Annotated in this window: 21 protein-coding genes and 1 riboswitch; of the genes, 6 read left to right on the forward strand and 15 right to left on the reverse strand. The window is 73.9% G+C overall.

Annotated features, from left to right (window positions below; genetic code table 11):
• Positions 1-127 precede the first annotated feature (127 nt).
• Positions 128-607 carry a bacterioferritin gene (gene bfr / locus OH807_RS12885; protein ID WP_406197769.1) on the forward strand — a complete coding sequence of 160 codons (480 nt, stop codon included), beginning with the start codon at positions 128-130 and terminating at the stop codon, positions 605-607.
• Between the two features lie 79 nt (positions 608-686).
• Here the strand turns inward: bfr and OH807_RS12890 are convergent, their stop codons facing one another.
• Positions 687-968 (reverse strand): bacterioferritin-associated ferredoxin, encoded by a 282-nt coding sequence (locus OH807_RS12890; RefSeq protein WP_406197772.1) that lies wholly within the window; start codon positions 966-968, stop codon positions 687-689.
• Positions 969-1,124: 156 nt separating this feature from the next.
• On the reverse strand, positions 1,125-2,462 hold the full coding sequence (locus OH807_RS12895) for a class II 3-deoxy-7-phosphoheptulonate synthase (RefSeq protein ID WP_406197774.1): 1,338 nt from the start codon (positions 2,460-2,462) through the stop codon (positions 1,125-1,127).
• A gap of 303 nt (positions 2,463-2,765) precedes the next feature.
• Between OH807_RS12895 and OH807_RS12900 the strand changes: the two genes are divergently transcribed.
• Positions 2,766-4,700, forward strand: coding sequence for an anthranilate synthase family protein (locus OH807_RS12900; RefSeq protein WP_406197777.1), 1,935 nt, complete (start codon positions 2,766-2,768; stop codon positions 4,698-4,700).
• Positions 4,701-4,740: 40 nt separating this feature from the next.
• Here the strand turns inward: OH807_RS12900 and OH807_RS12905 are convergent, their stop codons facing one another.
• The 3 genes from OH807_RS12905 to OH807_RS12915 all read right to left on the reverse strand — a co-directional run bounded on the left by OH807_RS12905 (position 4,741) and on the right by OH807_RS12915 (position 7,595).
• Positions 4,741-5,382 carry a response regulator gene (locus OH807_RS12905; RefSeq protein ID WP_406210959.1) on the reverse strand — a complete coding sequence of 214 codons (642 nt, stop codon included), beginning with the start codon at positions 5,380-5,382 and terminating at the stop codon, positions 4,741-4,743.
• A 76-nt stretch (positions 5,383-5,458) separates the two neighbouring features.
• On the reverse strand, positions 5,459-6,664 hold the full coding sequence (gene macS / locus OH807_RS12910) for a MacS family sensor histidine kinase (RefSeq protein ID WP_406197780.1): 1,206 nt from the start codon (positions 6,662-6,664) through the stop codon (positions 5,459-5,461).
• 43 nt (positions 6,665-6,707) lie between these two features.
• The gene (locus OH807_RS12915) at positions 6,708-7,595 is read right to left on the reverse strand and encodes a lysophospholipid acyltransferase family protein (protein ID WP_406197782.1); all 888 of its coding nucleotides are present in this window, start codon (positions 7,593-7,595) and stop codon (positions 6,708-6,710) included.
• Between the two features lie 216 nt (positions 7,596-7,811).
• Here OH807_RS12915 and OH807_RS12920 point away from each other — a divergent pair, with 216 nt between their 5' ends.
• Together OH807_RS12920 and OH807_RS12925 are read left to right on the forward strand one after the other, a co-directional pair.
• Positions 7,812-8,606, forward strand: coding sequence for an alpha/beta hydrolase (locus tag OH807_RS12920; RefSeq protein ID WP_406197785.1), 795 nt, complete (start codon positions 7,812-7,814; stop codon positions 8,604-8,606).
• A gap of 10 nt (positions 8,607-8,616) precedes the next feature.
• Positions 8,617-9,297 (forward strand): hypothetical protein, encoded by a 681-nt coding sequence (locus OH807_RS12925; protein WP_406197787.1) that lies wholly within the window; start codon positions 8,617-8,619, stop codon positions 9,295-9,297.
• Between the two features lie 7 nt (positions 9,298-9,304).
• Here OH807_RS12925 and OH807_RS12930 read toward each other — a convergent pair whose 3' ends face one another.
• From OH807_RS12930 to OH807_RS12950, 5 genes are all read right to left on the reverse strand, one after another.
• Positions 9,305-10,063 carry an endonuclease/exonuclease/phosphatase family protein gene (locus OH807_RS12930; RefSeq protein ID WP_406197789.1) on the reverse strand — a complete coding sequence of 253 codons (759 nt, stop codon included), beginning with the start codon at positions 10,061-10,063 and terminating at the stop codon, positions 9,305-9,307.
• Positions 10,064-10,367: 304 nt separating this feature from the next.
• Positions 10,368-11,312 carry an ROK family glucokinase gene (locus tag OH807_RS12935; RefSeq protein ID WP_406197791.1) on the reverse strand — a complete coding sequence of 315 codons (945 nt, stop codon included), beginning with the start codon at positions 11,310-11,312 and terminating at the stop codon, positions 10,368-10,370.
• 192 nt (positions 11,313-11,504) lie between these two features.
• Positions 11,505-11,864: a DUF5304 family protein gene (locus OH807_RS12940; protein WP_406197792.1), complete on the reverse strand. Its 360-nt coding sequence runs from the start codon at positions 11,862-11,864 to the stop codon at positions 11,505-11,507.
• A 167-nt stretch (positions 11,865-12,031) separates the two neighbouring features.
• The gene (locus OH807_RS12945; protein WP_406197796.1) at positions 12,032-13,204 is read right to left on the reverse strand and encodes an ArsA family ATPase; all 1,173 of its coding nucleotides are present in this window, start codon (positions 13,202-13,204) and stop codon (positions 12,032-12,034) included.
• A 26-nt stretch (positions 13,205-13,230) separates the two neighbouring features.
• On the reverse strand, positions 13,231-13,692 hold the full coding sequence (locus OH807_RS12950) for an SRPBCC family protein (protein WP_406197798.1): 462 nt from the start codon (positions 13,690-13,692) through the stop codon (positions 13,231-13,233).
• Positions 13,693-14,022: 330 nt separating this feature from the next.
• Between OH807_RS12950 and OH807_RS12955 the strand changes: the two genes are divergently transcribed.
• Positions 14,023-15,816 (forward strand): AMP-dependent synthetase/ligase, encoded by a 1,794-nt coding sequence (locus tag OH807_RS12955; protein ID WP_406197801.1) that lies wholly within the window; start codon positions 14,023-14,025, stop codon positions 15,814-15,816.
• A 118-nt stretch (positions 15,817-15,934) separates the two neighbouring features.
• Here the strand turns inward: OH807_RS12955 and OH807_RS12960 are convergent, their stop codons facing one another.
• Complete coding sequence (locus OH807_RS12960) at positions 15,935-17,071, reverse strand: glycosyltransferase family 4 protein (protein ID WP_406197802.1); 1,137 nt, start codon at positions 17,069-17,071, stop codon at positions 15,935-15,937.
• Positions 17,072-17,317: 246 nt separating this feature from the next.
• On the opposite strand from OH807_RS12960, the gene OH807_RS12965 reads away from it, so the two are divergent.
• The gene (locus OH807_RS12965; protein WP_406197804.1) at positions 17,318-18,736 is read left to right on the forward strand and encodes a glycosyltransferase 87 family protein; all 1,419 of its coding nucleotides are present in this window, start codon (positions 17,318-17,320) and stop codon (positions 18,734-18,736) included.
• A 30-nt stretch (positions 18,737-18,766) separates the two neighbouring features.
• Here OH807_RS12965 and OH807_RS12970 read toward each other — a convergent pair whose 3' ends face one another.
• The 4 genes from OH807_RS12970 to OH807_RS12985 all read right to left on the reverse strand — a co-directional run bounded on the left by OH807_RS12970 (position 18,767) and on the right by OH807_RS12985 (position 24,030).
• Positions 18,767-19,798 carry a hypothetical protein gene (locus tag OH807_RS12970; RefSeq protein WP_406197807.1) on the reverse strand — a complete coding sequence of 344 codons (1,032 nt, stop codon included), beginning with the start codon at positions 19,796-19,798 and terminating at the stop codon, positions 18,767-18,769.
• Positions 19,799-20,067: 269 nt separating this feature from the next.
• Complete coding sequence (locus OH807_RS12975; protein WP_406197809.1) at positions 20,068-21,132, reverse strand: NlpC/P60 family protein; 1,065 nt, start codon at positions 21,130-21,132, stop codon at positions 20,068-20,070.
• 225 nt (positions 21,133-21,357) lie between these two features.
• Positions 21,358-22,494, reverse strand: a complete 1,137-nt coding sequence (locus tag OH807_RS12980) for an NlpC/P60 family protein (protein ID WP_406197812.1) — start codon at positions 22,492-22,494, stop codon at positions 21,358-21,360.
• 10 nt (positions 22,495-22,504) lie between these two features.
• Positions 22,505-22,659, reverse strand: a riboswitch (cyclic di-AMP (ydaO/yuaA leader).
• A 327-nt stretch (positions 22,660-22,986) separates the two neighbouring features.
• Positions 22,987-24,030 carry an NlpC/P60 family protein gene (locus OH807_RS12985; RefSeq protein ID WP_406197815.1) on the reverse strand — a complete coding sequence of 348 codons (1,044 nt, stop codon included), beginning with the start codon at positions 24,028-24,030 and terminating at the stop codon, positions 22,987-22,989.
• Between the last annotated feature and the right edge of the window lie 183 nt (positions 24,031-24,213).

Consider the following 24,213-nt stretch of genomic DNA (forward strand, 5'->3'; position numbering starts at 1 on the left):
CGGATATTCCGGCACATGTCCTAGTGAGTGTGAACTTACTGGAATTTCTTCCCATCACGGTGCCAGGATGCGTGCAGCCGGAGGGTACGGCCGTGGTTCCCGGACGCACAGCAGGAAGGCAGCCGCCATGAAGGGCGACGCAGAGGTCATCGAATTCCTCAACGAGCAGCTCACCGCAGAGCTGACCGCCATCAACCAGTACTTCCTGCACGCCAAGATGCAGGAGAATTTCGGCTGGACCAAGCTCGCGAAGTACACCCGGCACGAGTCCTTCGACGAGATGAAGCACGCCGAGGTGCTCACCGACCGGATCCTCTTCCTGGACGGGCTGCCGAACTACCAGCGGCTCTTCCACGTCCGGATCGGCCAGACCGTCAAGGAGATGTTCGACGCGGACCGCCAGGTCGAGGTCGAGGCGATCGACCGGCTCAAGCGCGGGATCGTGGTGATGCGGGCCAAGAACGACGTCACCTCGGCGAACATCTTCGAGTCCATCCTGGCGGACGAGGAGCACCACATCGACTACCTCGACACCCAGCTGGAGCTGCTGGAGAAGCTCGGCGAGGCGCTCTACCTGGCCCAGCTGATCGAGCAGCCGGAGTCCTGAGCGCCGCTCCGGGCGCCGGCTCCCCGCACGTCCGGGCCGCGGGCACCGGAATCCGGGGCCGGGCCGGGCAGCCGGCCGATCAGGCCGCGCGCAGCGGCGCGAACGGAGCTGGTTCCGACGGTGCGGCCTCCGGGTACGGCGCGGCGTCCGGGTCGGCGAGCCCGAGCTTGGCGGCCAGCCGGGCGGTCGGGCAGGGCCGCGCGCCGTGCTCGCCCAGCAGGGCCTGTATCCGGCGGACGCAGGAGCCGCAGTCGGTGCCGGCCTTGCAGCCCTTGGCGATCTGGCGGGGGGTGTTGGCACCCCCGTCGATCTCCTTCTTCACCTGGGCCTCGGTGACCGCATGACACATGCACACGTACATCGCGGTATCTCCCGGGGGGTGAAGCGGAATGGATCTTGACTAAGGCTTGCCTTAGTTCACTAAGCCTCACCTTACCCGCTGGAACGGGCGTGAAAAAGCCTCTGCGGCCCCGGATCGCTCCGGGGCCGCAGAGGCCTGTCTCACACTCGGTGCCGCTCAGTGGCCGCCGCGGTACATCTCGGCCACCAGGAACGCCAGGTCCAGCGACTGGCTGCGGTTGAGCCGCGGGTCGCAGGCCGTCTCGTAGCGCTGGTGCAGGTCGTCGACCAGCACCTCGTCGCCACCGCCGACGCACTCGGTGACGTCGTCGCCGGTCAGCTCCACGTGGATGCCGCCCGGGTGGGTGCCGAGCGCGCGGTGCACCTCGAAGAAGCCCTTGACCTCGTCCAGGACGTCGTCGAAGCGGCGGGTCTTGTGGCCGCTGGAGGCCTCGAAGGTGTTGCCGTGCATCGGGTCGCAGATCCAGACCGGCTGCGCGCCCGAGGCGGTGACCTTCTCCACCAGGGCGGGCAGGTGGTCACGGATCTTGCCCGCACCCATCCGGGTGATGAAGGTGAGCCGGCCGGGCTCGCGCTCCGGGTCCAGCTTCTCGATCAGGGTGAGCGCCTCGTCGACCGAGGTGGTCGGGCCGAGCTTCACCCCGATCGGGTTGCGGATCCGGGAGGCGAACTCGATGTGCGCGTGGTCCAGCTGGCGGGTGCGCTCACCGATCCAGACCATGTGACCGGAGACGTCGTACAGGTCACCGGTGCGCGAGTCCACGCGGGTCAGCGCGGTCTCGTAGTCCAGGATCAGCGCCTCGTGCGAGGAGAAGAACTCGACCGTCTTGAACTCCTCCGGCGCCACGCCGCAGGCGTTCATGAACGCCAGCGCGTTGTCGATCTCGCGGGCGAGCCGCTCGTACCGCTGGCCGGCCGGCGAGTTGCGCACGAAGTCCTGGTTCCAGGCGTGCACCTGGCGCAGGTCGGCGTAACCACCGGTGGTGAACGCGCGCACCAGGTTGAGCGTCGCGGCGGACGCGTTGTACATCCGCTTCAGGCGCTCGGGGTCCGGGTTGCGGGACTCGGGGGTGAAGTCGAAGCCGTTCACCGAGTCGCCCCGGTAGACCGGCAGGGTGACGCCGTCCCGGGTCTCCGTCGACTTGGAGCGCGGCTTGGAGTACTGGCCGGCGATCCGGCCGACCTTCACCACGGGGACGGAGGCGGCGTACGTCAGCACGGCCGCCATCTGCAGCAGGGTCTTCAGCTTGTTGCGGATGTGCTCCGCCGAGACGCCGTCGAAGGCCTCGGCGCAGTCGCCGCCCTGCAGCAGGAACGCTTCACCACGCGCCACGGCACCGAGCCGGGCGCGCAGCTGGTCGCACTCGCCGGCGAAGACGAGCGGCGGATAGGAGGCGAGCTCGGCAAGGGTATTGCGCAGAGCCTCTTGGTCCGGCCATTCAGGCTGCTGCGCCGCGGGCAGGGACTGCCAGGAGTGGGGATTTGTCACGGTCACACGGCCAAGGCTACGGGGTGCGACAACCGATTCGTGACCACTGCCCGATGGGTGAGACACATCACGGACAATCACGTGACCGGCCTCACGCCGTCCACGGCATCCGCTACGCTCGACCCATGAACACGCCGCACACCTTCTCCTGGTGGTGGGCCGATCCCTCGGGTGGCCCACAGATCGCGCGTTCCTAGACGAACACGACGGCCGCCCCTCGGGGCGGCCGTCGGCTTTTCGGCAGACGGCCCTCCCGGGAGCGGAACCCAGCGCACCACCCCCCGCCCCGCCCGGAAGGAAGCCGCCACCGTGACCACCGCCACCGACCTGCTCGCCCGTCTGACCGGCCCGGACGCCCCCGCCTTCGCCCTGCTGCACCGCCGCACCCCCCGGCTCGCCCCGGACACCGTCGAGGTGCTGCTCGGCAGCGTCGGCAGCTACGAGCGGCTGGCCGACCTGCCGCTGCGCGAGGGCGTCCCGGCCGACGGCCCGGTGCACGACCTGCTCGCCCTCGTCCCGTTCCGCCAGATCCGCGAGCGCGGGTTCGAGGCGCACGACGACGCCACCCCGCTGCAGGCCCTCCGGGTGGCCGAGCAGTACGCCCTGACGCTGGCCGAACTGGCGCCCGCGCTGCCGCGGCTGCCGGTCTCGCTGTCCGGCGGTGCGTTCGACATCGACGACCAGGAGTACGCCGGCATCGTCCGCCGGGTGATCGAGGACGAGATCGGGCGCGGTGAGGGCGCCAACTTCGTGATCCGGCGCGACTTCACCGCCACCCTGGACGGCTTCTCCCCCGCGCTCGCGCTCTCGCTCTTCCGCCGGCTGCTGGAGCAGGAACGCGGCGCCTACTGGACCTTCCTCGTCCACACCGGCGACCGCGTCCTGGTCGGCGCCTCCCCCGAGGTGCACGTCCGGCAGAGCGGCGGCACCGTCGTGATGAACCCGATCTCCGGCACCTACCGCTATCCGGCCGCCGGCCCCGACCTCGGCTCCCTGCTCGCGTTCCTGAGCGACCCCAAGGAGCTGGAGGAGCTCACCATGGTGGTCGACGAGGAACTCAAGATGATGTGCACCGTCGGCGACCTCGGCGGCCAGGTGCTCGGCCCGCGCCTCAAGGAGATGTCCCACCTCGCGCACACCGAGTACGAGCTGCGCGGACGCACCTCGATGGACGTCCGCGAGGTGCTCCGGGAGACGATGTTCGCCGCGACCGTCACCGGCAGCCCGGTGCAGAACGCCACCCGGGTGATCAAGCGGTACGAGCGCGGCGGGCGCGGCTACTACGCCGGTGCGCTGGCCCTGATCGGCCGCTCGGCCAGCGGCGGACAGCTGCTGGACTCCCCCATCTGCATCCGCGCCGCCGACATCGACCCGGCCACCGGCCGCCTGGTGGTCCGGGTCGGCGCGACCCTCGTCCGGCACTCCGACCCGGACTCCGAGGTCGCCGAGACGCACGCCAAGGCCGCCGGGGTGCTCACCGCGATCGGCGCCCGGCCCGCCCCGGCCCGCTCGGCGCACGCCTCCGGCCCCCGGCTCGCCGACGACCACCGCGTGCAGGCGGCACTGGACGCCCGGCGCGCCAACCTCGCCCCGTTCTGGCTGCGGATGCAGGAGCCGGCCACGGTCACCCGGACCGAACCGACCCTGGTGGTGGACGGCGAGGACACCTTCACCTCGATGCTCGCCCACCTGCTGACCTCGCTCGGCCACCGGGTCGACGTGGTCCGCTACGACGAGCCCGGCCTGCGCGAGCGGGTCGCCGCCCACCGGGGCCCGCTGGTGCTCGGCCCCGGCCCGGGCGACCCGGCGGCGCCCGACGACGCCAAGATGGCGCTGCTGCGCCCGGTCGTCGCCGACGCGCTTGCCGCCGTCCGCTCCGGCGCCCGGACGGCGCCGCTGCTCGCCGTCTGCCTCAGCCACCAGCTGCTCTCCGGCGAGCTCGGGCTGCCGCTGGCCCGCAAGGCCGTGCCGTTCCAGGGCGCGCAGGAGAGCATCGACCTGTTCGGCACCCGCCGCACGGTCGGCTTCTACAACACGTTCACCGCGCGCTGCTCGGAGCAGGACGCCGCCCGGCTGGCCGCGGAGGGCGTCGAGGTCTCCCGCGACCCGCTGACCGGGGACGTCCACGCCCTGCGCGGGCCGGGCTTCGCCACGTTGCAGTTCCACCCGGAGTCGGTGCTCACCCGGGACGGCGTGGACATCGTCGCCGGACTCTTCCGGGAGGCCGTGGCGCTGCACGGCTGAGGCCTGGAAAGGGGGGGCGGGGCGCCGGGCCCCGCCCCGCTCAGATCTCGTCGTCCAGGCCCTGTTCGATCGCGTACCGGACCAGCTCGACCCGGTTGTGCAACTGGAGCTTGCCGAGGGTGTTCTGGACGTGGTTCTGCACCGTGCGGTGGGAGAGCACCAGCCGGTCGGCGATCTGCCGGTACGACAGGCCCTTGGCGACCAGCCGCAGCACCTCCGTCTCCCGGGCGGTCAGCTGCGGGACGGCGGGGGCGGTCGGCGCGGCCGGCTCGGCGGCCAGCCGGCGGAACTCGCCGAGCACCAGCCCGGCCAGGCCCGGGGTGAAGACGGCGTCGCCGACGGCGGTGCGGCGCACCGCGTCGAGCAGCTCCTCCCGCCCGGCGGACTTCACCAGGTAGCCCGTCGCACCGGACTTCACCGCCTCCAGCACATCCGCGTGCTCGCCGCTGGCGGAGAGCACCAGGACCCGCACCGACGGGTCCTGGGCGACCACCTGGCGGCACGCCTCGGCGCCCGACAGGCCCGGCAGGTTGAGGTCCAGCACCACCACCTGCGGGGAGCAGGCACGGGCCCGGCGGACGGCCTCCTCGCCGTCGCCGGCAGTGGCCACCACGTCCAGCCCGGCCTCGGCGAGGTCCCGCGAGACGGCGTCGCGCCACATCGGGTGGTCGTCCACGACCATCACCCGCACCGGCGGCGCTCCGGCCGGGCCGTCGGTGGCCGGGCTGTCGGTGGTCGGCCGGTCGGTACTGGGCCGGTCAGTGGTCGGCTGGTCGGTCATCGGACCCCTCTCTCGGGACGCGGAGTTCGACCTCGACGCCCTCCCCGGGCGCCGAGTACAGCTCGGCCGTGCCGCCGAGGTCCAGCAGCCGGCCGCGGATCGACTGGGAGACGCCGAGCCGCCCGGCCTGCTCCGCCTCGCCGAGCCGGCCGGCGGCGAAGCCGGGCCCGTCGTCGCGGATGCTCACCGTGACGGCCTCCGGCTCGTCCTCCACCAGGATCCAGGCCCGGGCCTGCGGCCCGGCGTGCCGGCGGACGTTGTCCACCGCGGCGCCGACGGCGGCGGCCAGCTCACCGGCGGCCGGGCCCGGCAGCAGCACCGCCGTCCCGGGGGCCGAGAGCGTGACCCGCTCGTCCGCGTACGGGGCGAGCAGGTCGCGCAGGTCCTGCGGGGCGAGCGGCGCGCGCTGGGCCGGCAGCGGGCCGCCGCTCATCAGCGCCCGCAGGGCCCGCTCCTGCTCGCCGGCCAGGCGGCCGAGCTCGGCGAAGTCGGACGGCCGGCCCTCGGCCTGCTCGCCGCCCCGGCGCTGGACCAGCGCGAGCACCTGGAGCACGCCGTCGTGGATGTCCCGGGAGAGCCGCTCGCGCTCCCGGGTGGCGGCCTCCACCTGGAGCGCCCGGGTGAGCGTCGCCTCGCTGGCCCGGGCCAGCTCGATCACGTAGCCGATCGCGCAGCCGGCCACCATCAGCAGCACGATGTTGTGGATGTTGTCGCCGGTCGGACCGCCGTGGCCGAGGATGTTGGCCACGCCGATCACCGAACCGGCCGCCGCCGCCCAGCGCCAGCCGCCCCGGCCGGCGAAGCCGAGCACGGTGCCCGCGGCCCAGATGGTGGGCAGGGTGGGCGCGCCGTGGCTGATCCGGGCGGGGTCGTCGGTCAGGCCGCTCATCACGATGCCGGTGACGACGAGCGTCAGGTCGGTGCCGAGCACGTACCAGGTGCAGCGCTGCGGCCCGGAGAAGGCCCGGGTGCTGGCCAGCGTCCAGAGCGTCAGCGCGCCGAGGAAGATCCAGCCGGCGACGGGGTGCAGGAACTCCAGGTACGAGTTGAAGTAGCGCAGCAGCGCGTAGCAGAGCGCCAGGACCCGGAAGTAGGAGATCGCACGCCAGAGGGGCAGTTCGACGGACATGCCGCCGGCCGCGAGCGAACCCCCGGCCGCGCCGGTTCTGCTGCCGTCCGCCATCGTTCCTGCCCCTCCCCCTGCGGGCCCGGACCGACCCGCGCTCCTACTGCTCCTGGCCGGCGGACTTCTCGCCGGGCTGCCCGGCGGGCTTGTCGGCCGGCTTCTCCGCCGCCTGCTCCGCCGCCTCTTCCGCCCCGGCCTTCTCGGCCGCCTTCAGCGCCTTCTCCGCCTCGGCCTTCTCGGCCTTCGCGGCGGCCTGCTCGGCCTTCTGCACGGCCTTGCGCTCGGCGTCGGCGCGCTTCTTGTCGTCGCTGATCTGCCGCTTGGCGGCGGTCGCGTAGATGTCCACGTACTCCTGGCCGGAGAGGCGCATGATCTCGTACATCACCTCGTCCGTCACCGAACGGAGGATGAAGCGGTCGTTCTCCATGCCGTGGTAGCGGGAGAAGTCCAGCGGCCGGCCGATCCGGATGCCCGGGCGGGTGCCGAAGTTGGGCACGACCTGGCCGGGCGGCTGGACCTTCTCGGTGTCGATCATCGCGACCGGGATCACCGGCGCGCCGGTGGCCAGCGCCACGCGGGCCAGGCCGCCGACCTTGCCGCGGTACAGCTTGCCGTCGGGCGACCGGGTGCCCTCGGGGTAGACGCCGAACAGCTCGCCGCGCTCCAGCACCGCGATCGCCGAGCGGATCGCCGCCTCGCCGGCGCCGCGCGCTCCCGAACGGTCCACCGGCAGCTGGCCGACGCCCTTGAAGAAGGCGGCCGTCAGCTTGCCCTTCAGACCCGGGGTGTTGAAGTACTCCGCCTTCGCGATGAAGGTCACCCGGCGCCTGATCAGCGCGGGGAAGAAGAAGGAGTCCGAAAAGGAGAGGTGGTTGCTCGCGATGATCGCGGCACCCTCGGTGGGGATGTTCTCCTCACCCTCGATCCACGGCCGGAAGAAGATCCGAAGCAGTGGCGCGACGATCATCTTCATCAGTCGGTAGAACAACCCGGGCCTCCTGTTATGCGGACCGGTCGATCCTAATGCCCCGCGGCCACCGCCCGCGCCCCGCCCCGCCCCGGCGGGGCGCCCGGCAGCGGCGCACGGCGGGGGTGTACGGCGCGGGCAGGTGCGTGGGACGATGCGAATTCCGCAGCCTGTCGTTCCGGCGCCGCCCCCAGCGCCCCCCTGAACTCCGCGTCCCCGCCCGCGAAGGAGCCCGCCATGCCGCTGCTGCCCGGTGCCGAACCGTTCCGCCGGCAGGGCGGACCGGTGGGCGTCCTGCTCTGTCACGGCTTCACCGGGTCACCGCAGTCGATGCGCCCGTGGGCCGAGGAGCTGGCGGCAGCCGGCCTCACCGTCTCGGTGCCGCTGCTGCCCGGGCACGGCACCCGCTGGCAGGACATGCAGGTGACCCGCTGGGAGGACTGGTACGCCGAGGTCGAGCGGGAGCTGCTGGAGCTCTCCGCCACCTGCGAGCAGGTATTCGTCGTCGCGCTGTCGATGGGCTCCGCGCTGGCCCTGCGGCTGGCCGCCCTGCACGGGCCGGCGGTCTCCGGGCTGGTGCTGGTCAACCCGTCGGTGCGCTCCGACAACCCCGCGAGTGTGCTGCTTCCGGTGCTGCGCCACCTGGTGCCGAGCCTGCCCGGGGTCTCCGGCGACATCGCCCGGCCGGGCGCGACCGAGCTCGGCTACGACCGGACTCCGCTGCACGCCGCCTGGTCACTGGCCCGGCTGTGGAAGGAGGTCCAGGCCCGGCTGCCCCGGGTGACCCAACCGGTGCTGCTCTTCCACAGCCCGCAGGACCACGTCGTCTCGCCGGCCAACTCGGAACTGGTGCTGGCGCGGATATCCTCGACCGACGTGACGGAGCGGCTGTGCCAGCGCAGTTACCACGTCGCGACGCTGGACCACGACGCGGCGGAAATATTCGCGGCCAGTCTGGACTTCATCCGACGGCTGGCTCCCGCCCACGCGGCGGGCGTCACCCGGGTCGAATCCGACGATCACCAAGGCTGAAGGGCCGGAAGTGCACGAGAGCAGCACGGCGGGCGGCGAGGACGAGGCGCCCCGCGAGGACACGGAGAACACGAAGGCCGAGGCCGCCGAGGCCACCGGGGGCACCGCCGGGGGCGGCGGGGCGGACGCCACTGCCGCCGCGGAACCGCCCCGGGTGCGGCGCGCCCCCGAGCGCAGTCAGGCCGAGCAGGACGAGATCTTCGCCGCGCTGGTCGCCCAGTTCGACGACCCGGTCGACCTCAACAACCCGAACTGGCCGGAGATCGAGAACCTCCGGGCGCGCGGCGAGCTGAAGGGCGGCTACAAGGAGGGCGACCGCACCGCCGACCCCGACGACCTCTCCGACCTCGCGCCGCAGCCCCGCCCGCGGTCCTCCCGGCCGGTGATGCCGGCGGCCGCCCCGGGCCCGCGCGACTTCGAGCTGGTCGAGGACCCCGACGAGGGCCACTTCGTCCCGCCGGAGCCGCCGCCGCTGCCGGCCGGCGACGTCACCGCCAAGTTCGCCTGGCTGGCCGTGCTCGGCGGCCCGGCCCTGCTGCTGTTCGACGCGGTGGTCTGGCGCGAGGTCGCGGGCTGGCCCGCCTGGGTCGGGGTGACGGCCTTCCTGGGCGGCTTCGTCACGCTGGTGGTCCGGATGAAGGAACGCGACGAGGACGAGCCCGAGGACCCGCACGGCGGCGCGGTCGTCTGACGCCGGCTCAGCCGACCGGGAGCTCCAGGACGGCGAGCAGCGGCAGGTGGTCGGTGGCGGCCCGCAGGTCGGCCCCGGTGACCCCGGGCAGGCCGTGCGGGACCCCACAGGCCAGGACGCGCACCCCGGGGGTGGCGAAGACGGCGTCGATCCGCTGGTAGGGGTTCTCCGGGACGGACGTGAACTCGCCGCCCCAGGGCGCGGTCGGGTGTCCGTCCTGCAGCCGGCCGGCCAGCAGCTGCCAGCCGGGGCCGTCCGGGTGCTCGTTGAAGTCACCGGCCACCACCCCGAGTTCGGCGATCCGCAGCTGGTCGAGCAGCAGCTCGAACTGGCCGTACCGCTCCTGCTGGTCCAGGCTCAGGTGGCAGCTGGTGACGGAGAACGGCACCGAGCCGGCCACCCTGACCAGCGCGCCGGCGAAGCCGCGGGCGTGCAGGCCGCGGGTCTTGGGCAGCAGCCGGTCGTGGACGGCGAGCACCTCCACCCCGGGGCGGCCGAGCAGCAGCGGGCCGGCGGCGGTCCGGCCACCGCCGGCCAGCACGACGGTGCCGGTCCGCCGGGCCAGCCAGGCCGCCCGGCCCTCCGGCCGCCAGTAGCGCGGCGACTCCTGGATGCAGACCACGTCCGGCGCGCAGGCCCGGATCACCCGGACCAGCGCCCGCCGGTCGTCGCGCAGCGAGCGGATGTTGTAGCTGAGCAGCCGCAGCCGGCCCGGGCCGGGCGGGGGCAGTTCGGCCGGGGCCGCGGCCGCCTGGTCGCTGGTCATGGTCCTCCGCTCGGTCGTCCGGTGGGGCCCGGGTGGTGCTCCGGTGTCGACGGTACGACAGCGGGGCGGCCTGGGGCCGGGAGAACACGGCCGCCGGGAGCGGCCCCTCACGACGGGGACGGCGTCGGCATCGCCGGGCGGCCACGGACGGCACTGCGACGACGGCACGAACGACACGGCGTCGGCACCACGGCGGGCCGCGGACGGAACGACGGCGGTACGGCGGTACGACGACGGCGGCGCGGCCGGGCCGCAGGGCCTCGGGCCGCGCCGCCGTCGGCAGGCGCGCGGGTGGGTGGGTGGGTCAGGCGGTGCGGGCCAGGTCGGCCGCACCGGCGATCCCGGCGGCGGAGCCCATCGAGGCGAGCACCACCTCGGCGCGCGGCCGGTGCACCCCGCCGGTCAGGTAGTGCTCGAAGGCCTTGGCGACCGGGTCGAGCAGCAGCCGGCCGGAGTCGGAGACACCGCCGCCGAGCACGAAGACAGCCGGGTCGAACAGCGCGGCGAGGTCGGCCATGCCCCGGCCCAGCCAGTCGGCCAGCTCGGCGTAGCACTCCAGGGCGAGCGGGTCGCCCTCCTCCGCGGCCTGGGTGATGTGGATCCCGCGGATGGTCTCGGCGACGCCGTCGTTGAGCTCCAGCATCCGCTTGCCGTGGATCGGGTCGGCGGCCGCCTTCTCCCGGCCGTAGCGCCGCAGCGCCCGGCCCGAGCCGTACTGCTCCCAGCAGCCCTTGCCGCCGCAGCCGCAGGGCAGGCCGTCCGGGACCATGTTGAGGTGGCCGATCTCCCCGGCCACGCCGAACCGGCCGCGGTGCAGCCGGCCGTCCAGGACGAGGCCGCCGCCGATGCCGGTGCCGACGGTGATCAGCACCATGTCCTCGTGCTCGGCCGCCGCACCGAAGCGGTACTCGGCCCAGGCCGCGCAGTTGGCGTCGTTCTCGATCACGGTGTCGAGGCCGGTGAGCTCCTCGATCCGGCTGCGCAGCGGCTCGGCCTCCCAGTCGATGTTGGGGGCGAAGATCACCGTCGAGCGGTCGCGGTCGACGAAGCCGGGGGCCCCGACGCCGGTCGCCGCCACGTCGGGGTACTGCTCCTTGAGCTCGCGCACGGCCTGCGCAATGGCGTCGACCGCCCACTGCGGGTCGGCCGGGGTGGGCACCCTGGTCCGGGCCAGGATCTCGCCCGCCTCGTTGACCACGCCTGCCGCGATCTTGGTCCCGCCGACGTCGACGCCGATGGTCAGAGCCATGTGTCCCTCAGCTATTCACTCGTTCCCGCTGGACGGAACGGTACCGCCCAACCCGGCCCCCGTACACAGTGTCGCCTACATTAACCGAAGACAATTCGCGTCGAAGCTCGCCGATCCCCTTCAAAAGTCGTACATTCTCACCCCCTCCGTCACAGAGTGCAGCCAGGTGGTGACCCTTTCGGGATCAGGGCTTCACTGCTTGTCGGACGGTCCGTCAGGCGTGTCGAGGTCGATCCGCTCGCTGCGGGCGGCGTCACCGGCGGTCCAGCGGTACTCGTGACCGGCCACGGCGGCCCGGTAGGCGGCCACCAGCTCGCTGCCGGCCGCGGCCAGGCCCGTCCCGGCGGCGGCCAGGTGCTGGTAGACGTCGGGCTGCTTCTCCCGCAGGCGGTCGGCGAGGCCCGCGAGCGAGATCAGGGCCTCGGCGCTGCTCTCCTGCGCCTTCTCGCCGAAGGCGGTGGCGAACCGGCGCACCTCGTCCACCAGCGGGCCCAGCTCCGGGCCGAAGGGGTGCTCGGCGGCCTGCTCGGTGCGGTCGTCGGCAGTGGTCATCGCGCGCGTCTCCTCGGCTCCGGCCGCGCCTGCGGCCACTGGCCCCCGACGCTACCGGACCGCTTCCGGGCTCCGGGCGGGCCGGACGGCCCGGGGCCGGCGGCCCGGCGGGCGCACCGGCCCGGGCGGGCGCAGCGCGGCGCCGGCCCCGCCGGGGAAGGGGTGGCTCAGCCGCGCGGCCAGAGCGCAGGGTCCGGCGCGAAGCGGACGGCGAGCACCCCGTCGTTCAGTCCCGCGCCGGCGACGGTGCAGCGGCGCAGCGCGGAGGGCAGGGCGAGCACCCGCCGGTGGGCGCCGAGGCCCACCACCAGCTCGTCGCCGCGCCGGACGAGGTCCAGGTCGGCGCGGTCGGCGCCGGGCAGCGCGAGGTGCCAGACCAGCAGCCCCTCCTCGGCCAGCCGGTCCTCGACCGACCAGGGCTCGGGGGCGAGCGGCGCCGGGCCCGGGCCGCTGCCGTACAGGCGGTCCGCGACGGCCTCCAGGGTCACCTCGGCGAGCCCGGTGACCAGGACCGGGACGTCGCTCGTGGCGGCCAGCGCGGCCAGCTCCTCCTCGCGGCGGCGGGCCAGCCCGGCCAGCCAGGGGTCCGGCGAGCCGGCGGCGGCCTGCGGCAGCGCGCCGTGCACCACCACGGCGTCCGGCCGGTGCCCGTGCAGGGCCAGCCCGGCGCGGATCCGGCGCAGTTCCCCGTACGGGTGACCGTCGGCGGCGGTGACCAGGCGGACGCTGGTGCCGGGCGCGGTGATCGCCGCGCGGGCCTCGGCGAGGACGCCGGCCGCCTTGCTCCGGCCCTCGTACAGCCAGTCGGCGGGCATCGGGACGCCGGCCAGGCCGGCCAGCAGCGGGCGCAGCGCCCGGGCGGCCTGGCGCTGCTCGGGGACGAGCCGGGCGAGGTAGCGCTCCAGCTGCTCGGGCAGGGCGAGCGCGCCGATCAGTTCGGCCGGCGGCGGGGCCAGGACCACCAGGACGTCGGCCTCGGCGGCGGGCAGGGCGCGCAGCAGGGCGAGCCGGGCGGTGCCGGGGAGCGCGGTGAGCTCCTCGGGGTCGAGCGGCTCGGCGCCGAGCAGGTCGAGGGCGGGCTTGAGGCGGCCGCCGATCTCCCCGAGGGCGTGCCGGAAGGCGGACTGCTCGTCGATCCGGGCCACCGTCAGTCCGGGCGCGTACGCGGCGGGCTCCGGCTCCAGCCGGGTGCCGAGGGCGGCGTCCAGGGTGCGGTGCGGGTCGTCGGCGGCCAGCAGGAGGGTGCGCCGGCCCTGCCGGGCGGCGTGCAGGGCGGTGGCGGCGGCCACCGTGGGCGCCGCCGCGTCGCCGCTGACGAGGATGGTGCGTGTGGCCGTCATGCCGTCCTGCCCCCGTTCTCCGGGCCTCAGCCCTGGACGCCCTGCTCGGTGCCGGTGTCCTCGACGCGCTTCTTCAGACCGGCCAGCGCCCGGTCGATGATGACCTTCTCGGCCTTGCGCTTGATCATGCCGAGCATCGGGATCTTGACGTCGACGGCGAGCTGGTAGGTGACCTCGGTGCGGCCGCCGGAGAGCGGCGCGAGCGCGTAGGAGCCGTCGAGCGAGCGGAGCATCTGGCTGCGCACCAGCGTCCAGCCGACCTCGCGGTCGCCGTCCCAGGTGTAGGCGAGGACGTGCTCGTCGCGGATGGCGCCGGCGTCGAGGAGCAGGCGCACCTGGGCGGCGCGGCCGTTCTCGGCGGTCTCCAGCACCTCGATCTCCTTGACCTCGCCCGTCCAGGCCGGGTACGCGGCGAAGTCCGCGATCACGGCCATCACCCGGGCCGGGGTCGCGTCGATGGTGATGCTCGACCTGGTGTGCTCCGCCATGGAATGGCCCTCCGCGTCGTCCCTTGCTGCCGGACCGGCCGAGCCTGCTCGGTCGGGTGCGCCCGGAGCAGGCTATCGCGCCCGGGGGCGCCCGCCGGTCCGGGGCGGGGTCGGCCGGGCGGAGCCGGATGCCGCCGGTGCGGGCGCCGGTGGGCTACCGGCCGGTCACCCCGTCGCTGTCGTAGGGTGCCAGTCGAACGACCTGGTCACGGCCTGGTCGGACGGGTAAAGGTGTGACACTTCGAACACCGGAGCCGACCCCCCTGGTCGAAGCCGCCTACTGGGCAGTAACGTCCTGCCGTCCCGCAGCGTCGCGAACGAGGAGCAGTCTTGCTCGACTTCAGCCTTCCGGCCCTCTACCAGGTACCGAGCGGCGGTAACCTCGCCGACCTCGTGCACCAGAACGCCGAACGGCACCCCGACGTCGCGGTGCTCAGCCGCAAGGTGGACGGCCAGTGGCAGGAGTTGACGGCCGCCCAGTTCCTGGTCGAGGTGCACGCCGCCGCCAAGGGCCTGATCGCCGCCGGCATCGAGCCCGGCGACCGGGTGGGCATCATGTCCCGCACCCGTTACGAGTGGACGCTGCTGGACTTCGCGATCTGGACGGCCGGCGGCATCACCGTGCCGGTGTACGAGACCTCCTCCCCCGAGCAGGTCGAGTGGATCCTCGGCAACTCCGGGGCGGTGGCCGTCCTCACCGAGACCGGCCGGCACGCCGAGGTGGTCGAGTCCGTCCGCGAGCGCCTGCCGGAGCTGAAGCACACCTGGCAGATCGAGAACGGCGCGCTGGCCGCCCTGGCCGAGGCCGGCCGGGACGTCCCCGGCGCCACCGTCGACGAGCGCCGCTCGGTGGCGGACGCCGACTCGGTCGCCACGATCGTCTACACCTCGGGCACCACCGGCCGGCCCAAGGGCTGCGCGCTCACCCACGCCAACTTCATGGCGGAGTGCGGGAACGTCGTGGAGCGCCTGGCGCCGCTGTTCCGCACCGGCGAGAGCTCCGTCCTGCTCTTCCTGCCGCTGGCCCACGTGCTGGCCCGGATCGCCGAGATCGCGCCGGCGATGGCCCCGATCAAGCTCGGCCACGTCTCGGAGATCAAGGACGTCACGGCCGAGCTGGCCGCGTTCCGCCCGACCCTCATCCTGGGCGTGCCCAGAGTCTTCGAGAAGGTCTACAACACCGCTCGCGCCAAGGCCCAGGCCGACGGCAAGGGCAAGATCTTCGACAAGGCCGCGGACACCGCGATCGCCTACAGCCGGGCGCTGGACGCCGGCGGCGCCGGACCGCTCCTGCGGATCAAGCACGCGGTCTTCGACAAGCTGGTCTACAGCAAGCTGCGGGCGGCGCTCGGCGGCCGGGCCACCCACGCGATCTCCGGCGGCGCCCCGCTCGGCGAGCGGCTCGGCCACTTCTACCGCGGCATCGGCTTCACCGTCCTGGAGGGCTACGGCCTGACCGAGACCTGCGCCGCCACCGCCTTCAACCCGTGGGACAAGCCGAAGATCGGCACGGTCGGCCAGCCGCTGCCCGGCTCCGCCGTCCGGATCGCCGAGGACGGCGAGGTCATGTTCAAGGGCCCGCAGGTGTTCACCGGCTACTGGAACAACCCGGCGGCCACCGCCGAGGCCCTGAAGGACGGCTGGATCTCCACCGGCGACCTCGGCTCGCTGGACTCCGAGGGCTACCTCACCATCACCGGCCGGAAGAAGGAGATCATCGTCACCGCGGGCGGCAAGAACGTCGCCCCGGCGGTGATCGAGGACCGGATCCGGGCCCACGCACTGATCGGCGAGGTGATGGTGGTCGGCGACCGCAAGCCGTTCATCGGCTGCCTCGTCACGCTGGACGAGGACTTCTTCCCCAAGTGGAAGGAGCTGAACGGCAAGCCGGCCGGCGCCACCGTCGCCGACCTGCGCGACGACCCGGATCTGCTGGCCACCGTCCAGACGGCGGTGGACGACGGCAACGCGGCCGTCTCGCAGGCCGAGGCGGTCAAGAAGTTCCGGCTGCTGGACACCGTCTTCTCCGAGGAGAGCGGCTACCTCACGCCCTCGCTCAAGCTCAAGCGCAACGTCGTGCTGAAGGACTTCGCCGGCGAGGTCGAGGCGATCTACCAGCGCTGACCCGGTACGGGCGGGCGGCGGGAGGGGGTCCCCCTTCCGCCGCCCGCCCGGCCTTTCGGCGGGCGTCCGGCCCCGCGGCGGGTGGCACCGGCGCCACCCGCCGCGGGGCGCCGGGCGGTCAGCCCGCCAGCAGCGAGGTCAGCCGGCCGGCCAGCAGGTCCCACCGCCAGGAGCGGTCCACCCAGCGGCGGCCGGCCTCGCCCATCCGCCGGCGCAGCCCCTCGTCGTTCAGCAGCCGGACGATCCGCTCGGCCGCCGCGGCCGGGGCGCCGCCGGGCACCACGTAGCCGGTCTCCCCCTCCAGCACGGCGTCCGGCGCGCCGCCGGAGTCCCCCGCGACCACCGGCAGGCCCGTCGCCGAGGCCTCCAGGTACACGATGCCCAGGCCCTCGACGTCCAGCCCACCGCGGCGGGTCCGGCAGGGCATCGCGAAGACGTCCCCGGCGCCGTAGTGGGCGGGCAGCTCCTCCCACGGCACCGAGCCGGTGAAGCGGACGGAGGCGCGCACGCCCCGGGCGTCGGCGAGCTTCTCCAGGTCCGCCCGGTACGGGCCGCCGCCGACGATCAGCAGGACGGCGTCCGGCACGTCCGCCAGGATCTGCGGCATCGCCTCGATCAGGGTGTCCTGGCCCTTGCGCGGCACCAGCCGCGAGACGCAGACCACCACCGGCCGGTCGGCCAGGCCGAGCCGGCGGCGCAGCTCGGCCCCGCCCGAACCGGGGTGGAAGGTCTGCTCGTCCACGCCCGGCGGGAGCTGCACCATCCGCGCGGCGGCCTCCGGGCCGACCGCCGCGGCGATCCGGGAGCGGGTGTACTCGCCCAGGTAGGTGAGGGTGTCGGTACCGGCGCCGATCCGGCGCAGCAGCTGCCGGGCCACCGGGAGCTGGGCCCAGGCGGCCTCGTGCCCGTGCGTCATACCGAGCAGCCGGCCCGCCCCGGCCCGGCGCAGCGCGGGTGCCATCAGCCCGAGCGGGGCGGCCGCGCCGAACCAGACCGAGTCGCACCCCTCGGCCCGGAGGATCTCGGCGGCCCGCCGGGTGACCCGCGGTGTGGGAACCATCACCTTCGTCCGGTCCCGGACCACCGGGAACGGCTGCTCGGCGTCGAAGCGGGCCACCTCGCTGCCGTCGCGCCAGGTCGAGGCGTACACCACGATGCTCCCGGCGGGCTGACGGACGGCCATGTTGTGGACGAAGGCCTGGATCCCCCCCGGCCGCGGCGGGAAGTCGTTGGTGACGATCAAGGTCTTGTGCATCAGGCCACGGCTCGCTCGGTCGGGGGGTGCGCGGTGTACCGCTGGGTGATCCGTACGATAGGTCAACACCATGGCCCGCCGGGAACGGAACCGCGTACGGCAACCGTTTCACCCCCGGGTCTGTCCTAGTACCTAGGCAGCCGGTGGGGGCGCGCCCGGACGACGGCGCGGCGCCCGCCACCGACCGCCCGGGCGTCCGTCGCGCGACGCCTCCGGTGGGACGTCCGAGACGAACGAGGGAGCGCAGTGGAGTTGGCCCCGGCCACCGAGTCCGGTACCCGCAGCGGCGCCGACGGCCCCGGCACGGCGCTGGCCGTCCGCCAGGAGCCCGTCCGGGCCCCCGGCCGCCCCGCCGGGCGGGCCGGAGCGCTCTGCGCCCTCGGCGGGACGTGGCTGGCCACCCGGGCGCTGCTCCTGCTGCTGGTGACCGGCGTGCTGCGGATGCCCGGCGGGGACATCACGACCGACGTCTGGCTGATCTACCACGGCTGGTACGGCGTCCTGCAGACCGGCACCTTCCCGCTGGACGACGTCACCTGGCAGTACCCGCCCGGCGCCGCCCTGGTGATCATGCTGCCCGGGCTGCTGCCCTGGTCGTACCTGGTCTCGTTCTGGGTGATCTGCGCCGTCGCGGACGCCACCGCGATGGCACTGCTCGTCCGGACCGGCCTGCGCAAGGGCCGGGCGCTGACCGGCGCCTGGGTCTGGGTGGCCGGCGTGCCGCTGCTCGGCCCGATGATCTACAACCGGTACGACGTCATCGTCACCGCCGTCGCGGTGGCCGGTCTGCTGGTGCTGATCCGCCGCCCGGCGATCGGCGGGATGCTGCTGGGCCTGGGCGGGATCATCAAGATCTGGCCGCTGATCGGCCTGATCGGCACGCCGTCCGGACGGCGGACCCGCCGCGCCTGGACGGCCGCGGCGGCCACCGCCGTCTCGGTGGGCTTCCTGCTCGCGGCCGGCATGAACGGCGCCTTCGAGTTCCTGACCTTCCAGAAGGACCGCGGCATCGAGGTGGAGTCGGTGGGCGCGCTGCCCCTGCACTTCGCCCGGATGGCGGGGGCCTGGGACGGCAGGGTGACGTTGAACTACGGCTCGGCGGAGATGCTCGGGCCGTGGGTGCCGGTGGTCTCCAAGGTGATGCTGGCCGGCAGCCTGCTGGGCTTCGCCTGGCTGCTGCTCTGGCGCTTCACCGCCAAGCGCCGCAACGCCGCCACCATGTACGACGCGGCGCTGGCCGCACTGCTGATCTTCACCGTGACCAGCCGGGTGATCAGCCCGCAGTACGTGGTCTGGCTGGTCGGCGTGGCGGCGGTCTGCCTGACCGTGCGCGGCACCAGCCAGCGCCCGGTGGCGCTGCTGGTCCTGGCCTCGACGCCGCTGACGCTGCTGGAGTTCCCGCTGATGTTCAGCAAGGTCAACGAGAGCGCACCGGCCGCGATCGCCGTGCTGACCGCGCGCAACCTGCTGCTGGTGGCCGCCACCGTGCTCTCCTGCGTCCGGCTCTGGCGCTCCACCCGCGGCCCGGCGCAGCTGCCGCCCACCGTGGTCCTGGACGGACCGGAGCAGGCGCAGGCCGCCTACCCCGTACGGCCGGGCATCGCGTACGAGCAGGACCTGCTCGACGGCATCGACCGGCCGGCCGCGACCGGCGAACGGCGCTAGCGACCGCCACAGGACCCGGCGGTCGGCCCGTCAGCCCTTCAGCCCCCGCACCTCGTCCAGCCAGAGGGCGGTGAACCCGGTCAGCCCGAGCCCCAGTTCGGCACGGAACACGCGGTCGGCCGACTGCTCGCGGTCCTCGCCCGGGCCGGCCGCGGCCACCGCGCGGTAGAGGCCGACCAGCCGCTCGGGCCCGTACCGGCGGGCGATCAGCTCGCAGGCCAGCCAGGACTGCTCGTAGGCCTGCGCGATGCCGCCCGCACCGGCGGTGAACGCCGAGTCGGCGGGCAGCGCCGAGGGCACCCGCCCGGCGGCGACGTCACGGGCCAGCTCGGGAGCGATCTGCCGCGGGGAGCGGCCGGAGCCGCGGTAGCCCGTCCAGTCGGCGACGCCCTCCGAGAGCCAGAGCGGCGTCCAGGCGCGGGTGTCGGCGCGCGTCGCCACGTGCACCGCCTCGTGGGTGACGACCACCTGCCGGCCGAAGTCACTGAGCCCGAGGTACGCCTCGGGGTTGACCAGCACCCGGTCGGCCGGGGTGTTCCGGGGCGCGCCGGGCGCCGCCGTGGTGACCGCCGCCATGCCCGTCCAGGCCGCCGGGTCGGCCTCCAGGAGCCGGGCGAACTGCTCCTCGGTGGCCGGCAGCAGGAGCAGCAGCCGGTCGGGCCGGCCGTCGCCCCAGACCGCGGCGGCCGCCGGGACGGCCCGGTCGGCCACGGCCGCCAGGCCGGCCGGGTCCGGTCCGCCGGCCAGGCCGAGCACCAGGGAGCGTTCGCCCTGCGCGACCGTGACGGTGCCGAGGTCCCAGAGCGGCGGCGGGCCGCCCGCCGTCTCCTCCCGCTCGACCCGCCAGCCGCCGGCCGTGCGCAGCAGCGCGAGCCGGCGCGGGTACACCACCGGGTACTCGTCGTGGCCCGCCACCCGGACGACCAGGTCGACGGTCGCGGTCAGCCGGTCCGGCGCACCGCCCGCGCCGAGCACGAGGTTCCGGTAGCCGGCCGCGGCCAGCGGCAGTGCGGGCGGCCCGGCGGCCAGCGCCCGGGCCCGCTCGGCCAGCAGGGCGGCCACCCCGGCCCGGCGGTCCGCCGCACCGGCGGGGGCGGCCGGGGCGGCCCCGGGCAGCGAGAGCTGGGCGAGGCCGCCGGCTGCGAGCAGCAGCGCACCGCGCCGGGACAGCGAACGGCGGCGGCCGGCGGGGGCGTCACCCGGCGCCGGGGTCGGGAGCGGGGTCGGAGTCGGTGCCGGGAGCGGCGGCCCGGCCGGGGCCGGCGCACCGTCGGCGGGCGGCGCCGGGGAGGGGATCCGGCCGGCGGCCGACGCGGCCCGGGCGGGCCCGCTCAGAGCCGGATCACCCCGGCGACGGGCATCGCGTTGACGCTCTCGTAGCGGACCTTCGCACCCGGGTAGGGGGCGTGCACGATCACCCCGCCGCCGGCGTACATGCCGACGTGGTGCATGTCCCGGTAGAAGATCACCAGGTCTCCCGGTCGTGCGTCGGTGAGGCCCACCCGCTGGCCGGCGTACGCCTGGGCCTGCGAGGTGCGCGGCAGGGTCACTCCGGCCTGCCGCCAGCTCCAGTACATCAGACCCGAGCAGTCGAAGGCGCGGGGCCCGGTGGATCCGTACACATAGGGCGAACCGATCATCTTCACGGCGGCGGCCAGGGCGGCCGCGCCGCGTTCCGAGGCGGGCGGGGTGCTGCCCAGGTCCAGCCGGTCGGTGCCGCGGGTGGCCCGCTGCTCGGCCTCGCGGGCGTCCTGGGCCGCCATCCGGGCCCGCTCGCCGGCGCCCAGGCTGTTGAGCAGCTTCTGCGCGGTGGTCAGCCGCTGCTGGATCTGCTGCTTGCTGTCGGCGAGGGCACGGCGGGTCCGGTCCAGCTCGGAGAGCTTGACGGAGGTCTCGGCCCGGCGCTGGTCGAGCCGGCGCTGACGGGCCACCAGCTCGTGCAGGGTCTCGTTCTGCCGCTCGGCCGCCTGTTCCTGGGAGCGGGCCCTGGAGAGGTAGCCCTCGGGGTCGGTGGAGAGCATCAGCTGGACGGTCTGCGCCATCCCGCCGCCGCGGTACTCGGCGCCGGCCACGGTGGCGAGGTCGCCGCGCAGCTGGTTGAGCTCGTCCTGGCCGACGGCGACCTGCTGCTGCAGGGTGCCGGTCTCGTGCTGGAGCCGCTGCTGGGCGTCGAGCGCCGCGTTGAACTTCTCCGAGGCCTGTTCGGCCTCGTCGTAGAGCTGCTCGACCTGCGCCTTGACGTCCTTGCGGCTCGACGGGGCGTCCGGCGAGCCGGGCGCGGCCTGGGCGGTGCCACCGGTGGCCATGCCCAGGACGGTGGTGGCGGCCGCGGTGAGCACCAGCGCACGGGCGAGGGCGTGCGCTCCTGACAGCGGCGAACGGCGGTGCACGGCCATGCGGCGACGGCTCCAATCCTGCGGCCCGGCCCCGCCGCCGCGCCGGGACGGGCGGCTTTCCAGCGGGTGTCCGGTGGCAGACGTTAGCGAGTCCGGGCGATCGAGTCCAAACCCCTCCGAACCCGAATATTTGACTCCTCATCGGACATTAGCCCGAACCGCCGGAAAAGCCGCAGGCCCGGCCTCCCGCGAGGGGAGACCGGGCCTGCCCGGACCGATGCCGGATCAGACGCGCACGATGGCCGAGATCGGCAGCATGCTGGCGGTCTCGTACCGGACCGAAGCACCGGGCTTCGGCGCGTGGATGACCTGCCCGCCACCCACGTACAGGGCGACGTGGCTGGCGTCCGAGCGGTAGATGATCAGGTCGCCGGGCTGGGCGTTGGCGATGTTGGTGCCGACGTTGGTCCCGGCACCGGCCTGCTGCTGCGAGGTGCGCGGCAGCGACACGCCGGCCTGGGCGTAGGCCCAGCCGGTGAGGCCGGAGCAGTCGAAGGAGCCCGGGCCGGTGGCGCCGTAGACGTACGGCGCGCCGAGCTTGCTCTCCGCGGCGGCGATCGCGGCGGCGGCACGCGAGCCGTTGGCGGCGGGCGCGGCCGGCGCGGCGGGCTTGCTCGCGGCCGGCGCGGTGAGGTCGGTGCGGCTGTTGTCGCGGGAGGCGCGGTCGGCGTCCGCCTTCGCCTTCGCCTCGGCCTTGGCGGCGTCCGCCTTGGCCTTGGCCTCGGCGGCGGCCTTCTCCTCGGCCGCGCGCAGCGCCTGGCGCTCCTGCTCGGTCAGCGTGTTGAGCAGGTCCTGGGCCTTGGCCAGCTTCGCCTGGACCTCGTCCTTGGAGGTCTTCAGCTGCTGGGTGGTGGCCTCCAGCTCGCCGAGCTTGCCCTGGGCCTCGTTGCGGTCCTGGTCGAGCCTGCGCTGCTGCTCCTGGAGGTCCTTCAGCGCACCGGACTGGGTGCTGCTGGCCTGGGTCAGCGCGCCGGCCTGGTTCAGGAAGTTGTCCGGGCTGGACGAGAGCATCAGCTGGACGGTCGACGATATGCCGCCGTTGCGGTACTGCTCGCCGGCGATCTCGGCGAGACCGCCCTGGGCCTCGATCACCGAGGCCTGCTGGCGCGCGACCTTGTCCTGGAGCTCGCCGACCTGCTTCTGCAGCTCCTGCTGCTTGGCCTGGGCGCCGTTGTACTTCTCGGTCGCCTGCTCGGCCTGCTCGTTGAGCTGGTCGACCTGCTCCTTGACCTGGTCCTTGGTCGGCGTCGGGTCGGCGTGGGCGCCGGACTGCGCGGACAGGGCGACGGCCGCGGCGGCGACACCGGTCAGGATCGAGACCCGGGCGCGGCCGGCAGGCTTGGGACGACGATGGGACGCCACGAAGGCGGACTCCTTCTTCCAACGCCCGCCTACCGGGTGAGCTGACGGGTTCGGGCCGGAAGCGTGCCCTACGACGCCTCACCGGCCGTCGAGACGGCCGACCTGGCGCCGATTCACCCCGGAGGAACATGGTTCCCCGGCTCCGCTCCACAGCGCCCCCGACTACTGGGCTCCCCGTCGGACAGGTCGTGCGACCCGTCCCGCTGCTTCACGAACTCGGCGGTAAACCCCCGCCGCCACCCAGGCTGGGTGATCGACTGTGCGGTGGTTCGAGGCACGACACTAGTAACAGAACCGTGATCCGTTCAAATCCTTGTCAGAAAAAAGACGGAAGAATACCCAAGTTCATTTGTGAATATGACCGGGTGTGATCAGTGGTCCACGCGGAGCTGATCGTTGGTCACCGCGCGGCCGGAAACGCCTGCGCCACCCCCGGCAAGGAGGTGGCGCGGATCACAGGGCCGCATCCCGACCCGTGGGCGTGCCGGTCCGTCAGACCCGGCGGATGGTGTTGATCGGCATCGCGTCGGCCTTCATCACCTTGACCACGTCGCCGGTGTGCGGCGCGTGCACCACCATGCCGTTGCCGATGTACATCCCGACGTGGCTGCGGTCGCTGCGGTAGATGATCAGGTCGCCCGGCTGGGCCGCCGCGAGCGAAGGCACCGCGGTGCCGTAGGTGGCCTGCGCCTGCGAGGTGCGCGGCAGCGAGACGCCGGCCTTCCCGTAGGACCAGACCATCAGGCCGGAGCAGTCGAAGCTGTTCGGGCCGGTGGCGCTCCAGACGTACGGCGAGCCCTGCTTGCTCATCGCGTTGCTGACGGCCGCCCCGGCGAGGCCGCTGGCCTGCGGCAGGCTGCCCAGGTCGGCCCGCTCGCTGCCGCGCGAGGCGCGGTCGTCCTGCTGCTGGGCGGCCTTCAGCGCGGCGCGGTCGGCGGCGCTGAGCGAGTTGAGCAGGTCCTGGGCTTCCTTGAGCTTCTTGTTGACGTCCGCCTTGGACTGGTTCAGGTCCTTGGTGGTGGTGTCCAGCGAGGCGAGGATCGCGGCGGCCTCGGTCTTCTGCTGGTCCAGCCGGCGCTGCTGGTCCTGGAGGCCCTTCAGCGCGTCGGCCTGGCTGGAGCTGGCCTGCTGCACACTGGAGGCCTTGTCCAGGTAACCGGACGGGTCCGAGGAGAGCATCAGCTGCACGGACGGGTCGATGCCGCCGGTGCGGTACTGCGCGGCCGCCACCTCGGCCAGACCGCCCTGAAGCTGGGTCATCTGGTCCTGGCCGCGGGCCACCTGGTCCTGCAGCTGGTCGGCCTGCTTGCGGAGCTGGTCGGCCCGCTCCTTGGCGCCGTTGTACTTCTCGGTGGCCTGCTCGGCCTCCTCCTGCAGCTGGTCGATCTGCGCCTTCACGTCCTCCTTCTTGGGGGACGGACTCGGCGCGGCGTGGGCGGCGACCTGGGCGGAGAGAGCGACCGCGGTCGCAGCGGCGGCAGTGAGCACGGAGACCCGCGCGCGGCTCGGCTGCTTGGGACGGCGGTGGGAGGCCAAGAGACCGGCTCCTTCTTCCAACGGACTCACCCTAACGAGTGAGAATCCGGAAAATAGGTTTGACGCCAGACACTAGTGAAGATCCACGCTTTCCGCCACTCCCCCGAAGGCGTGAACTCCGGCCCGCCGTCATGACTTCACCGGATCCCCACATCCCCGCAAACCGGACGCTGACCAGGCGTC

Origin of the sequence: Kitasatospora sp. NBC_01560 (assembly GCF_045208415.1) — a bacterium.
Taxonomy (GTDB): domain Bacteria; phylum Actinomycetota; class Actinomycetes; order Streptomycetales; family Streptomycetaceae; genus Kitasatospora.

Excerpts from the sequence above, each read along its gene's own strand:
- OH807_RS12940 (WP_406197792.1), bottom strand. The coding sequence starts at position 11,864 with ATGACCACTGCCGACGACCGCACCGAGCAGGCCGCCGAGCACCCCTTC.
- OH807_RS12960 (WP_406197802.1), bottom strand. The coding sequence starts at position 17,071 with ATGCACAAGACCTTGATCGTCACCAACGACTTCCCGCCGCGGCCGGGG.
- OH807_RS12930 (WP_406197789.1), bottom strand. The coding sequence starts at position 10,063 with ATGACCAGCGACCAGGCGGCCGCGGCCCCGGCCGAACTGCCCCCGCCC.
- OH807_RS12905 (WP_406210959.1), bottom strand. The coding sequence starts at position 5,382 with ATGGTCGTGGACGACCACCCGATGTGGCGCGACGCCGTCTCGCGGGAC.
- OH807_RS12975 (WP_406197809.1), bottom strand. The coding sequence starts at position 21,132 with ATGGCCGTGCACCGCCGTTCGCCGCTGTCAGGAGCGCACGCCCTCGCC.
- macS (WP_406197780.1), bottom strand. The coding sequence starts at position 6,664 with ATGGCGGACGGCAGCAGAACCGGCGCGGCCGGGGGTTCGCTCGCGGCC.
- OH807_RS12935 (WP_406197791.1), bottom strand. The coding sequence starts at position 11,312 with ATGGCTCTGACCATCGGCGTCGACGTCGGCGGGACCAAGATCGCGGCA.
- OH807_RS12920 (WP_406197785.1), top strand. The coding sequence starts at position 7,812 with ATGCCGCTGCTGCCCGGTGCCGAACCGTTCCGCCGGCAGGGCGGACCG.
- OH807_RS12945 (WP_406197796.1), bottom strand. The coding sequence starts at position 13,204 with ATGACGGCCACACGCACCATCCTCGTCAGCGGCGACGCGGCGGCGCCC.
- OH807_RS12890 (WP_406197772.1), bottom strand. The coding sequence starts at position 968 with ATGTACGTGTGCATGTGTCATGCGGTCACCGAGGCCCAGGTGAAGAAG.
- OH807_RS12950 (WP_406197798.1), bottom strand. The coding sequence starts at position 13,692 with ATGGCGGAGCACACCAGGTCGAGCATCACCATCGACGCGACCCCGGCC.
- bfr (WP_406197769.1), top strand. The coding sequence starts at position 128 with ATGAAGGGCGACGCAGAGGTCATCGAATTCCTCAACGAGCAGCTCACC.